10 protein-coding genes are annotated in these 12,291 nt (G+C 52.8%); 5 read left to right on the forward strand and 5 right to left on the reverse strand.

What is annotated here, in order from left to right; all coding sequences use genetic code 11:
* Window positions 1–244: 244 nt before the first annotated feature.
* Window positions 245–1,762 (reverse strand): DUF3360 family protein, encoded by a 1,518-nt coding sequence (locus PJE062_RS06750; protein ID WP_208982197.1) that lies wholly within the window; start codon window positions 1,760–1,762, stop codon window positions 245–247.
* A gap of 1,019 nt (window positions 1,763–2,781) precedes the next feature.
* Between PJE062_RS06750 and PJE062_RS06755 the strand changes: the two genes are divergently transcribed.
* The 3 genes from PJE062_RS06755 to sfsA all read left to right on the forward strand — a co-directional run bounded on the left by PJE062_RS06755 (window position 2,782) and on the right by sfsA (window position 6,611).
* Window positions 2,782–4,197 (forward strand): TrkH family potassium uptake protein, encoded by a 1,416-nt coding sequence (locus PJE062_RS06755; protein ID WP_008547872.1) that lies wholly within the window; start codon window positions 2,782–2,784, stop codon window positions 4,195–4,197.
* 234 nt (window positions 4,198–4,431) lie between these two features.
* Window positions 4,432–5,883, forward strand: coding sequence for a TrkH family potassium uptake protein (locus PJE062_RS06760; protein ID WP_008547878.1), 1,452 nt, complete (start codon window positions 4,432–4,434; stop codon window positions 5,881–5,883).
* Between the two features lie 23 nt (window positions 5,884–5,906).
* Window positions 5,907–6,611, forward strand: a complete 705-nt coding sequence (gene sfsA, locus PJE062_RS06765) for a DNA/RNA nuclease SfsA (RefSeq protein ID WP_008547958.1) — start codon at window positions 5,907–5,909, stop codon at window positions 6,609–6,611.
* 666 nt (window positions 6,612–7,277) lie between these two features.
* Here sfsA and gpt read toward each other — a convergent pair.
* The 4 genes from gpt to PJE062_RS06785 all read right to left on the reverse strand — a co-directional run bounded on the left by gpt (window position 7,278) and on the right by PJE062_RS06785 (window position 10,206).
* Window positions 7,278–7,781: a xanthine phosphoribosyltransferase gene (gene gpt, locus PJE062_RS06770; protein ID WP_008547611.1), complete on the reverse strand. Its 504-nt coding sequence runs from the start codon at window positions 7,779–7,781 to the stop codon at window positions 7,278–7,280.
* 10 nt (window positions 7,782–7,791) lie between these two features.
* A complete protein-coding gene (locus tag PJE062_RS06775; protein WP_008547959.1) occupies window positions 7,792–8,532 on the reverse strand; it encodes a competence/damage-inducible protein A in 741 nt (246 codons plus the stop codon).
* 133 nt (window positions 8,533–8,665) lie between these two features.
* Entirely contained in the window at window positions 8,666–9,865 is a 1,200-nt protein-coding gene (locus tag PJE062_RS06780) for an FAD-dependent oxidoreductase (protein WP_008547384.1), read from the reverse strand.
* A gap of 95 nt (window positions 9,866–9,960) precedes the next feature.
* Window positions 9,961–10,206, reverse strand: coding sequence for a zinc-finger domain-containing protein (locus PJE062_RS06785; RefSeq protein WP_174519171.1), 246 nt, complete (start codon window positions 10,204–10,206; stop codon window positions 9,961–9,963).
* Window positions 10,207–10,497: 291 nt separating this feature from the next.
* Between PJE062_RS06785 and PJE062_RS06790 the strand changes: the two genes are divergently transcribed.
* Window positions 10,498–11,250, forward strand: coding sequence for an alpha/beta fold hydrolase (locus tag PJE062_RS06790; protein WP_008547659.1), 753 nt, complete (start codon window positions 10,498–10,500; stop codon window positions 11,248–11,250).
* Entirely contained in the window at window positions 11,247–12,119 is an 873-nt protein-coding gene (locus tag PJE062_RS06795) for an alpha/beta fold hydrolase (RefSeq protein ID WP_008547349.1), read from the forward strand. Before PJE062_RS06790 ends, PJE062_RS06795 begins: the two co-directional genes overlap by 4 nt.
* Window positions 12,120–12,291 lie beyond the last annotated feature (172 nt).

Genomic DNA, 12,291 nt, shown 5'->3' on the forward strand with positions numbered 1-12,291 from the left:
GCAGAAGTGGGGAGTTGAGCAAGGATAGTGCGGTGAAAAATTTTACACGCTCTGATTTATTTTGAAATATCAGAGAAGTAGCTGCGCTTGCTGTCTTTGCTTATGCCAGAACGGAGGATGGTTGTCATCCGTACTGTGCGTTACTGACGTCAGGTTTTACTCAGGTGCGTATTGTCGCAGTGGTTGCGAATACAAAAAAGCGCACCGCTGGCGATGCGCTTTTTCTGATTTTGATTGCTCAGGATTACAGCAGTGCTGGAATACCTGGGAGCATGCCAACTGCGGCCATTGCCAGGGTACAGATGATCACTGCACCTGCTGGGATGACGATGCGGTCTGCAAAGCTCAGACGTTCTGCACGCTCTTTGTCACCAATCAGACCGTTGTTGTCGAGGAACATGGTGATTGCCCATGCCAGAACAGGGTTGGTGACGATTGCTGCGAAGATGCAGATACCAGCAGAGTTGGTGTCGTTGCTGGATTTCACCATCTGCAGGCCAGCTTCCAGAAGTGGAAGGAACACGCCGACGAGAAGAGCACAGGACATCACTGGCTGCCATACTGCTACGTCCATTGGGTAGCCGATGGTTGCGATGACGATGCAGAGGGTGCCGAGCAGGATTGCGCCAGCTGGGATTGGACGCTTTGCGATCGCAGCTGGGATCATGTAGGTGCCCCAGGAAGAGGTGATGTTACCACCGCCAAAGAATGTACCGGTGAACTGGCGCAGGGAGCAGCAGGTCATGGTGTCATCAACGTCCATCAGAACTTTATCGGTGTTTTTAGGGTAGTTGAGTTCCTGGAAGATACGGTGGCCAAGGAAGTCCGGGGACCACATTGCCACTGCCAGAATTGCCCAAGGCAGGGAAGCAACGAAATGGTTAAAGCCAGGAATGCCGAGCTGCCAGCCGGTTTCAGTGGAACCCCACCAGTACCATGGGTTCATGTTTGGCAGGCCAGGAGCGGTGGTGAACTGGAGGTCAACACCAGCGCCAAGAGCAAGAGCCAGAACAACTGCTACGACAGAGCAAGCCGGGATTGCGAGCCAGCGTTTGCCGACCTTTGCGAGGAAGGCATAAAGAACGATGTTGACTGCAAAGATTGCCAGAGCAACGTATGACAGGCTGTAAGCAAGATCATGCTTCGCCTGCAGGCCGCCGGCCCAGGTGAAGAGGGATGTGATCTGCCCCTTTGCCCCCATGAAGCCGAGGAACACGAGCAAGCCACCTGCAACGCCCTGACTGGTCAGGTTCACCAGACGGGAACCCCCTTTGAAGTAGCTGAGGAGCAAGCCGAAGAGACAGACGAGGGCTGCCAGTGCCAGTGGGTGTGCACCTGCAAGAGCGATGGAACCAATGAGAGGGATCATTGGACCGTGGTTACCTGCAAGGTTTGCACGTGGGTTCAGGAAGCCAGAACCGATGATGCAGAAGATCAGAGCAGGGATGAGCATCTCAACGCGAACCACCTCGATGATCCACTCAGCGCCCAGATTAACGTGAGGCCATTTTGCGGTGAGGCCGGTTGCCCATGCAGTCATAACCGCAGAGTACATCACGGAGATGCCGATGGTGCCTGCAATTGCCGGAACAAAGTCTTCCATTTCGAAGCGGAAGTCGCGGCCTGGGAGGTTGAGGCCCCAACGGCGTGGTTTCATGATCTGGAGTTCGTGGTCCAGATAATCGGACCGTTGCTCGAACTCGCTGGCAGGCTTGTGTGCCTCGCTATAGGATTCTTCGTGCTTGTCTGTCTGCTGAAGCATAACAGCCATTCTCCATAAAACTGACGGGGGAAAGGAGAGGCTGGCTTCATGACGCTTGCTTGCTGAGCGAAGCTGATGAAGGCATCTCGTTTCGTGGTCTTGATTTCTGGTTTGCGGGAGGAGCTGGAACCGTCAGGATTTCGGGTTTGAGCTACAGCTTTATGGGAGGTTTTAAAGTGCAGCTGCGTCAGCGGTTACAAACTCGCTTTGACTTTCCTTCCGGGTTCCCGGGTCGTTGAAACGGACCCTGCAAACCACAAATTCAGACCATGAGTACCCTTCCCCTGTTCTTCAGTACCGCAAGGCCCTACCTGAAATGACTTAGGGAAGCTTACGGTGTTCAGCGAGAACTTGCAGAAGGTTGCAGCTTAAATAAAATCGTATGAGTCTATCGTGTCATTGATGAAATCTATAAGGCAAAAAACTGCGACAATATGAGCTATCTAGTTGATTTTGTTGAATTGCCTTGTTTTTGAGTGTAGTGAAATTTCAGTCTTCAATATCTCATTTAAAACAATAGTATAATGAAATTAATTCAGTTGAAGCGCATGTTAAGGCTGATGGAAATTGTGATCTGAGGGTCACATCCTGTCGCGGTAGAATGACTTATAGGTAGTATTGTCGCAGTGCTGTGGGAATGTGCGGTGCACGTGTTTTTCCGAGTTTAAATCGTGCTCTGGTGACACTAAGTCGGCGTCACACACGGCAGAATTGCAGTTCTATTATGCTGCACACCTATGCCAAGGGGATATCCTGATCAGAAAAAACTTGGCGGCGTTCTACTTTTGGCGTAGATAAACGCTCCATGCTGCCGGACTGTTCTGGTCCGATTTGATCCTTCAGATTTTCACGGTCCAGTAACCTCAAACATCATCAGAGTGATTTACTGCGCCCTTCTGCTGAGAAGCTTAACCGGGATTCTGTAGGATTTGAGATTAAAGCTTGTTGGTGCAATTGCCTGAGGCTGCGCCCATCTTGAGATGAGAGATATAATGGCGACGGTGGGTCCCGTATTACGGGTGCTTGGATACTTTCTGGTTGGGCTGGCCATTTTGATGCTGGCGCCTGCATTGCTGGATATCTACTTCAGCAATCCCGACTGGATTGCGTTTGCACTTTCCTCTCTGTTTGTGGGCCTTCTGGGTCTTCTGCTTGCGGTTTCAACCGCCAACTACAAGCTTGAACATCTTACCATTCGTCAGGCGTTTTTGCTGACCACGACGTCGTGGTTCGTGATGCCGGTTTGTGGTGCGCTGCCGTTTCTTAGTCTTGGCATCGGGTTTGAGAATGCTTTTTTTGAGAGCGTTTCGGGGTTCACAACAACAGGGTCTACTGTTCTGATCGGGTTGGATGGGATGCCTCCGGGGTTGCTGTTCTGGCGATCTCTGACGCAGTGGATTGGTGGTGTTGGTATTATCGTGATGGCGATCCTGCTTATGCCGCTGCTGCGTATCGGTGGTATGCAGCTGTTCCGGACTGAAAGCTCTGATCGCGGTGAGAAGATCGTGGCGCGTGCTACTGATCTGACGCGTCTGATTGGCGGTGTCTACATCATGCTGACGCTGACCTGTGCGATCCTTTATGTGTTCTCCGGCATGTCTCTGTTCGACGCGGTGAACCATGCGATGACGACGCTGTCTTCCGGTGGTTTCTCGACACATGATGCCTCGTTTGCGTACTTTGAGAGTACGGCGGCAGAGTGGGTGGCTGTGGTCTTCATGCTGGCTTCCGGTCTTCCTTTTGTTGTTCTGATCAAATCCCTGACCAAGAACCCGATGGCGCTGCTGCAGGATCCGCAGGCGCGGGCGTTTATCTTTGTCATCATCATCCTTTCCAGCATGACCGCGCTGTACCTTGGCATTGAGAACAAGTTCACGTTTGGCCGCGCTGTGGTGGAAGCGCTGTTTGTAGTGATCTCCATCATCACCACCACTGGCTATGGTCTTGGTGATTACACGGCCTGGGGTCCACCGATGATGGGCTTCTTCCTGATGCTGACGTTTATTGGTGGCTGTACGGGTTCGACCAGTGGTGGCATCAAGATCTTTCGTTTCATCGTGTTCTTCGGCACCGTGCGGGCTTACATGAACAAGATGATCCGGCCTGATCAGGTGGTGCCGGTGCGCTATGGGGATACCAAAATTACGCCTGATCTTGCGTTTTCCGTTCTTGCGTTCCTTGTTGTTTACATGGCGACGGTTGGTCTGATCACGGTTATCCTTGGTGGTCTGGGCCTGGATCTGGTGACGGCTATGAGTGCGGCGACTACTGCGATTTCCAATGTGGGACCGGGCCTCGGCGATGTGGTTGGGCCGGTCGGAAACTTTGCCGACATTCCAAGCAGTGCGAAGATCGTCCTTTCTGCGGCCATGTTGCTGGGGAGATTGGAGCTCTTCACTGTGCTAGTACTGTTTAACCCTGAATTCTGGCGGTGACGCTACGTCCCTGAGAGATCTTGGTTTTTGTGTAGTGGGCATATCCGCGTGGACTGTGCCCATTCTATTGTGTGAATAGGTAGTTGCCCGATTAATTCAATTGCCAGATATCACTAAGTGGCCTAAAACCAATGCTTCATAAATGTTTGAGAGCATACCGTTCCAATCTCGTCCGTGAAGGGACAATATGTGACTAGCGGGCGGGCTAAATTGGATTTGATGTCGGCGGTATAGATGTTGGTTTCCATACGACCGGTTTTAAGTGTGCTTGGGTACCTTTATGTCGGCCTTGCTGCTGCCATGCTCATCCCGGCATTTGTGGATGTTGTGTCGCGTAACGCTGACTGGCAAGCCTTTATTATTTCAGCATTAATCACTGGTCTGGTAGGCATGTTGCTTATCGTTGCCATGGGTGGTGCTTTGCGTGATGGGCTTGATACTCGCCAGACATTTATTCTGACAACTTTGTGCTGGGTTTCGCTGCCTGCGTTTGGCGCTTTGCCTTTCCTTTGGCTAGGTATTGCATACGTGGATGCTGCGTTTGAGGCTGTTTCCGGGTTTACGACCACGGGCTCCACGGTGCTGACGGGGCTCGACTCACTTCCTCCGGGCTTGCTGGTGTGGCGCTCGCTGATGCAGTGGATGGGCGGTGTTGGTATCGTCGTTATGGCGATCGTTCTTTTGCCGTTCCTGCGCGTTGGTGGAATGCAGCTGTTCCAGACTGAAAGCTCTGACCAGAGTGAGAAGATTGTTAGTCGCTCCATCGAGCTGATCCGCCTGATCAGTATGACTTATCTGTTGCTGACCAGTCTTTGTATCGTGCTTTACTGGTTCTCCGGCATGACTATGTTTGATGCGTTCAACCATGGCCTGACGACGATTGCGACCGGTGGTTATTCCACGCATGATAACTCCTTCGGCTACTTCACCAACCCAGTGACCGGCTGGATTGCTGTGGTGTTTATGATTGTGGGCGCACTTCCGTTTGTGCTGATCATTCAGGCGCTGCGCGGTCAGCCGATGTTGCTTTGGCGTGATCCGCAGGTGCGGGCGTTCCTTTGGCTGGTGGGGCTTATCTCTCTTGCTCTGACGATTTATCTGGGTACCTCCGGCAATGCGGATAGTTTTGGCAGTGCGATCCTGCAGTCTGCGTTCAACGTGATTTCTGTGGTGACCGGTACGGGCTATGCCATGGGGGATTACACCTCCTGGGGCGCACCGGTGATTGGTCTTGCGTTCTTGCTCAAGTTTGTGGGCGGGTGTACCGGTTCTACGACGGGCGGTATCAAGGTCTTCCGTTTTCTCGTGTTCTTCGGCACCGTTATTGCGCATATGCGCCGGATGGTGCGTCCGAACCGTGTGATTTCCGTGAGCTACGGTAACACGCATCTGACCCCTGAACTGACGTTCTCCGTTCTTGCGTTCCTTGTGGTTTACATCGGTACCGTTGGTATTCTGACGCTGATCCTTTCTCTGTTCCATCTGGATCTGGTGACTGCCGTTTCTGCAGCAGCAACCTCCGTTGGTAACGTTGGTCCGGGTCTTGGCACCATGATTGGTCCGGCTGGCAACTTTGCGCCGCTGCCAGATCCAGTGAAATGGATTTTGTGTGCAGCGATGTTGCTGGGGCGTCTGGAACTGTTTACGGTTCTCATTCTTCTGGATCCTGATTTCTGGTCCAAATAATCTGAACAACTTGGAAGGTCGCGATGCGATTTGATGTGCCGCTGGTTACGGGCCGGCTGATTAAGCGTTACAAACGGTTTCTGGCTGATGTGACACTGGATGAGGGCGGAGCGGAAATCACTGCGCACTGCGCCAACTCCGGTTCTATGATGGGCTTGAAAGAGCCGGGCATCAAAGTCTGGCTGACGCCGAATGATGATCCTAAGCGCAAGCTGAAGTATTCCTGGGAAATGCTTGAGATTGATGGCGCGATGGTGGGGATTAACACCAGCCGTCCCAACGGTCTTGTAGAAGAGGCGATTGAGGCGGGACGTATCCCTGAGCTGACCGGTTACGACAAGCTGCGCCGTGAAGTGAAGTACGGTAAGAACTCCCGTATCGATATTCTGCTGGAAGGCGAGGGTGACAAGCGCATTTATGTTGAGGTGAAGAACGTGACGCTGGCTCGTGAAGATGGTGTTGCGGAGTTTCCAGATGCGGTGACTGCTCGCGGTGCCAAACATTTGGATGAGCTTTCTGATATGGTTCGCGAAGGTCACCGTGCTGCTATGGTGTTTCTGATCCAGCGTGATGACTGCGATGCGCTTGTTCTGGCCCGTGACATTGATAGGAAGTACGGCGAGGCCTTTGATGCGGCTGTGAAGGCAGGTGTTGAGGTCTATGCGATCGGCTGTCGTCTGACGGCTGATGAGATCATCGCTGATCGGGCTATTGAGGTGCGGTGCTAAGGCGGACGAGAGCCTAGTCGCCCTCTCAAAGGAGTGTGGTTTCCTGCACTGAAATCACCGCATGGCATCCCATGCAGTGTTGGACCAGATTTCCCGAAAGTCGGGATGAGCAAGGCGGCAGGCAATACCTGCGCATTGAGTTAGTAATAGAGTCTTCGGCATTGGCTACGCGCCTTGCCCGGGCATTTTGGTATGGCCAACATCGCCTCTTATCCTGAAAGACACGATAGCCGATTTCCCGGAAGGATAGTGGCTTTGCTCAGATAAGTTTCCGTATCCGAGCAGTTCCTCTACCCCTGATATGGTCCAGTCAGACTGATCCATATCGCTGCGTGATGCCCTTCAGGCTTGGGCCCTTCCTCTCAGACCATGCAGTCACGTCTGAAAATCGGTGCCACCGGACCACCAGAAGATGCGTTACCTCTCCTGACAGCCCCACCCAGCCCACGACACGCTGACGGACGGTCCGCCAGCTGCCCGTCACGTGGGCATGGGATTAGTATGAGGGTGTTTTCAAGCGAGGGGGATAAGTTTTCTCAGGCGTAGTTGCGCAGTCGTACTCCGTTTTTATCGGAGTAACCTTGATGGGCTGACACGCACATGAAAAAAAGCCCCGGCGCTGAGGCCGAGGCTTTGAAACTCTTATGCAGACTTCCGTCGGGTTGATTAACCTGCGGTATCTTTAGAGATTGGTGGCTGGAACTGCATGCCCAGATCCCATGGGAAGTACACCCAGGTGTCCTGAGAGACTTCAGTCACAATGGTATCAGCCAGATCGCGGCCCATTGGCTTGGCGTAAACGGTTGCAAAGTGTGCTTTTGGCAGCATTTCGCGAACAACTTTCGCAGTCTTACCGGTGTCGACCAGATCATCGATGATGAGGATGCCTTCGCCGCCTTCAGAGCCGATCACTTTTGGATCGATTGGCTTGATGACCTTCAACTCACCCTGATCGTCGTAGTCGTGGTAAGATGCAATGCAAACTGTCTCAATGGTGCGAACACCCAGTTCACGTGCAATAATGCCAGCTGGAACAAGACCACCACGTGTGATGGCTACAATCGCTGTAAATTCGCCTTTGTCGGCGAGGCGCCAAGAGAGGGCACGGCAATCGCGGTGGAATTGGTCCCAAGAGACCGGGAATGCTTTGGATTGCTGCTGATTTTCCATGTGTCTTCTTTCAAAGAAATTTTGTCTTTGCAGCTTCTACGGCTGCTCGGACGGCTTCACTGGCCTGTTCCAGTACATCATTTGACCTAGATCGCACAACAACCTGTGTGGAAAATACTCCATCTTTTGACTGCGGATACGAACCAATTGAGGTTTCCGGGAAGTTTTTCTGGATTTCCCCTAGGTCTTGCGCGATGCGACTCTCAGGAAGGGGGGCCTCAATTGTCACGGAAAGCATCTTTTGACTGGTTTCCAGAGTCGGTGCGATGGCGTCCACCATGGCCTGCATGATCGCAGGAACGCCGGCCATCACATGGACGTTCTCAATGCGGAAGCCCGGTGCGATGGAGACCTTGTTTTCAATCAGATCCGCGCCATCAGGAATACGGGCCATGCGCTGGCGGGCAGGGGTAAAGTTCTCTGCACCGTAGTGATCTTCCAGCAGCTTGTAAGCGCGTGGGTCAAGATCGATGGAAACGCCAAAGGCTTTGGCGATGGCATCAGCGGTGATGTCATCATGGGTTGGGCCAATGCCACCGGAGGTGAAGACATAGGTATACTCCGCGCGCAGGGCGTTGACCGCTTCGACGATCTTCTCCTCTGCGTCTGGCACAACACGCACTTCGCTCAGGTCGATGCCGATGTCGGTCAGGTAGGATGCCAGAAAGCCGATGTTCTTGTCTTTAGTGCGACCTGACAGGATTTCGTCGCCGATTACGACATAGCCGGCTGTGATGATTTTGTTGGTCATGGCTTTCTGTATTCCTTCGAAACTCAATATGCTTCGATAAAGCAGTTTGACATGATCCTTGATGGAGCAGACTGCTTTATCGTTCGCTTATGCAGATCTCCGAAAACTGGTATGCACTTTCCGGAGGTCCGCTTTAGATATCTTCGTCTTCTGGAGACCACTCGTAGATCCAGTTCAACCGGTCCAGAAGCTGGCTTGGTGAGCTGGAGCGCATGACGATGTCCCGTGGTATACGCAGCGGGAAGCCCATGTGGTAGACCCAGTCATTCCACTTTACGAGCTTGCTCATCTTTTGGATGCGTGGACGACGGGCAGCTTCATAGGCCTGAAGCGCCTGAGGTGTCGCGCCATGTTTGTCGACCATCTTGGAAAGCACCGCTGCATCCTCAATAGCCATGGCTGCGCCTTGTGCAGAAAATGGCAGGATGGCGTGGGCAGCATCACCGATGAGGGTGACCGGGCCTTGTGTCCAGGCCGGGCGGGTGTCGACCTCGCACAGGGACCAGCGTGTCCATGTTTCCGGCAGGTAGACCAGACGTAGTGCTTCCGGTGTCCAATTGCGAAAATGCTTGCGGACGTCATCACGACCGACAGGATGAGACCAGGTGTCTTCTTCCCAGCTTTCCTTGGTGATGGCGACGATGTTGAGCAGCTTGCCGTTTTTCACCGGGTATTGAACCAGATGCGCGTTGCGGGCGAGCCAGAGGCCAGACGTACTGAGCAGGTGTTCCAGATTGAACGGCGGTTCTGCTGTTGCGCGGTAGGCCACGAAGCCAGTGTGCTTTGCAGGTGCTCCGCCCAGAGTGTTCTGGCGAATGCTGGAGCGCACGCCATCTGCGCCAATGAGCAGATCAAACAGCTCCGGCACGCCATCTATGCCAGAGGCAAAGGCAGCACCGTTCAGCTTGACGGTGTCACCGCTGATCTCAGCGTTGTCGATCTTGGTGTCGAGGCGCAGGGTCACTTCCGGCGTGTTCTGAACAGCTTCGAGCAGGAGCTGCTGAAGATCTGCACGGTGGATCACATAATAAGGTGCGCCGTAGCGGTCTTCTGCGATCCGTCCCAGTGGAACTGTTGCCAGCTGAGAGCCATCCTGACCGGAGCGAATGTTGACGCTGGAAGGGGAAACGGCTCTTGCCATGAGGGCAGGGCCTAAGCCAAGGGCCTGCAGGCATCTCATCGCATTGGGAGACAACTGAATTCCCGCGCCGACCTCGGAAAGCTCTGGAGCAGCGTCGAACAGGAAAACACTGTGGCCCTTGCGGGCAAGATATAGCGCAGCTGTAAGGCCGGCGATCCCGGCTCCTGCGATAGCAATATTTCTTGGTATCATTGCGCAGCTTTCCTGCCGTGCTTTGCCTGAAACAGGGGACAGGCATTGCAGCGGGATTACTGATTATTCGTTTTATCGTCTAAGTGATACGGCTGTTAAGCCGCATCAGGTGTCCATACGCAATCAGCTGGATTGGATTCGTGGGAACCCAGGCTGGCGTCGTAATGGTACAGGGTAGAGCAGTAAGGGCAAACCGCGTTGTCATCAGCACCCATGTCGAGGAACACATGTGGGTGATCCAGTGGTGGCTTTGCGCCGATGCACATGAATTCTTTGGCGCCAATTTTGATGGCTTCTACACCGTTGCTGTTGTGGAAGTGTGGTACGACTTTATCGGCCATTTGTTTGCCAAGCTCCATGGAACATAAATTTTGCCGGTGACAATAAATTGGTTCTGCGTAAAAAAACAGGTTTTCTAGGAGATTGATTGCACTGCATCCTATGCGGTCCACAACTGTACTGCGTTTTTTCACCTAGCACTGAGGTTTTAAGGCAAAAACGGTTCTGTTTCGTTCTGTGTGTATAGTTAAGGGACTAATCCAAATTGATAGGTCTTTGGCCTTTTCTTTCTTGATACTTACATTTACCCTCCCTTGATCCCATAGTTTTCCTTTACGTAAACGTTAGGTAATATGCCAATATTCAACAATAACGATCGTCCTATCGCTTATCTTGATGAAGGAGAGGGCGACCCAATCCTGCTGATCCACGGATTCGCCTCCAACAAGTTCGTCAACTGGGTGTACCCTGGTTGGGTTGACTTGCTGGTGAAGGATGGTCGCCGTGTGATTGCGATTGATAACCGCGGTCACGGCGAGAGCTACAAGTACTACAATGGCGAAGACTACGGCGCACCTGTCATGGCAGAGGATGCGCTGAAGCTGCTTGATCATCTTTATATCGATAAAGCAGACCTGCTTGGTTATTCCATGGGAACCCGCATCTCAGCGTTCTGCGCTTTGCAGGCACCTGATCGTGTGCGTTCTCTGACCCTTGGCGGTATGGGATATGGCCTGATTTCCGGCGTTGGGAATCCTGAGCCTATTATTGAAGGCCTGCTGGCTGACAAAATCTCTGATGTGAAAGACCGGACGGGTCGTGCGTTCAGAGCGTTTGCTGAGCAGACCAAGTCTGACAGACGTGCATTGGCTGCTTGCATGCAGTCTGCCCGTAAACCGATTTCCGAGGACATGGTATCGACCATTACGGCGCCTACACTGGTGGCTGTCGGCACCAATGATGATGTGGCTGGTGATCCAAAAGCGCTTGCTGATCTGATGCCGAATGCCAGTTATCTGGAAATCACCAACCGGGACCACATGACGGCTGTCGGCGACAAGATTTTCAAAAAAGGCACATTAGAATTTTTGGAGCAGTTTTCATGAATAGAGGTACCCACGAATTTATCGGAGCCGATGGTAACCGTATTGTCGCTGACCGGTATGGCACAGAAGGCCAGACCGTGATGATGATGCATGGCGGCGGGCAGACGAGACATTCGTGGGGCAAGACTGCAGAGATGATCGCCAATGCAGGGATGCAGGCGTTTTGTCTTGATATGCGTGGCCATGGTGACAGTGCATGGGTGGATGGCGAGAAGTACTTCTTCTCCGATTTCGGTGCTGATGTTGCTGCGGCGGCGACGCAGATCCATGAGGAAACCGGTATCAAGCCAATTGCGATCGGTGCCTCGCTGGGTGGTCTTGCATCTATTCTGGCGGAAGGGGCGCTGCGCCCTGGTGCTCTTGCTGGTGTAATCCTTGTAGATGTGACGCCTCGCCTAGATGAGGGCGGGGTAAACAAGATCCTCTCTTTCATGGCGGAAAAGGTAGAGGACGGATTTGGCAGTGTTGAAGAAGCTGCTGATATGATCGCGTCCTATCTGCCACATCGCAAACGCCCTAAAACGCTGGATGGCCTTTCCAAAAACCTGCGGTTGCGGGAAGATGGCCGGTATCGCTGGCACTGGGATCCGCGCTTTATCACCCATCATGCGGACCGGGCTGATATGAAGGAGCAGGTGCAGAGCCAGTTGCTGGAAGCTGCGGCCAACCTGAAGGTGCCGAGCATGCTGGTGCGTGGTGCGGCTTCAGAGCTTGTGAAACAGAGCCACGTTGATGAATTTCTTGAACTGGTTCCGCATGCACAATTCACAGATGTGAAAGAAGCTGGTCATATGGTTGCAGGCGATGTGAATGATATTTTTACTGCCGCGATCATGCCATTTCTAAAAGAGTACCAAGCTGCCGCCTGAAATTAGAATGAAGTTCTGCGTTTCGTGAAAAATGTAGTTTCTCTTTCTCTTTGGTGTTGTGGGTTTGGTACGGGCTTTCTCTAATGGCAATACTGCGTGATGTACTATAGGCGGATAACTCAAAGCGACTAGGTGGGACTTGGATTGAAATGGTCTGCACCTATGTAAGGTT

It is taken from the genome of Pseudovibrio sp. JE062, assembly GCF_000156235.1.
Lineage (GTDB): Bacteria > Pseudomonadota > Alphaproteobacteria > Rhizobiales > Stappiaceae > Pseudovibrio.

What these genes read in the sequence shown, in the direction of transcription:
- PJE062_RS06750 (WP_208982197.1), bottom strand. Translation starts at nt 1,762, where the DNA reads ATGCTTCAGCAGACAGACAAGCACGAAGAATCCTATAGCGAGGCACAC.
- PJE062_RS06760 (WP_008547878.1), top strand. Translation starts at nt 4,432, where the DNA reads ATGTTGGTTTCCATACGACCGGTTTTAAGTGTGCTTGGGTACCTTTAT.
- sfsA (WP_008547958.1), top strand. Translation starts at nt 5,907, where the DNA reads ATGCGATTTGATGTGCCGCTGGTTACGGGCCGGCTGATTAAGCGTTAC.
- gpt (WP_008547611.1), bottom strand. Translation starts at nt 7,781, where the DNA reads ATGGAAAATCAGCAGCAATCCAAAGCATTCCCGGTCTCTTGGGACCAA.
- PJE062_RS06775 (WP_008547959.1), bottom strand. Translation starts at nt 8,532, where the DNA reads ATGACCAACAAAATCATCACAGCCGGCTATGTCGTAATCGGCGACGAA.
- PJE062_RS06780 (WP_008547384.1), bottom strand. Translation starts at nt 9,865, where the DNA reads ATGATACCAAGAAATATTGCTATCGCAGGAGCCGGGATCGCCGGCCTT.
- PJE062_RS06785 (WP_174519171.1), bottom strand. Translation starts at nt 10,206, where the DNA reads ATGGCCGATAAAGTCGTACCACACTTCCACAACAGCAACGGTGTAGAA.
- PJE062_RS06790 (WP_008547659.1), top strand. Translation starts at nt 10,498, where the DNA reads ATGCCAATATTCAACAATAACGATCGTCCTATCGCTTATCTTGATGAA.
- PJE062_RS06795 (WP_008547349.1), top strand. Translation starts at nt 11,247, where the DNA reads ATGAATAGAGGTACCCACGAATTTATCGGAGCCGATGGTAACCGTATT.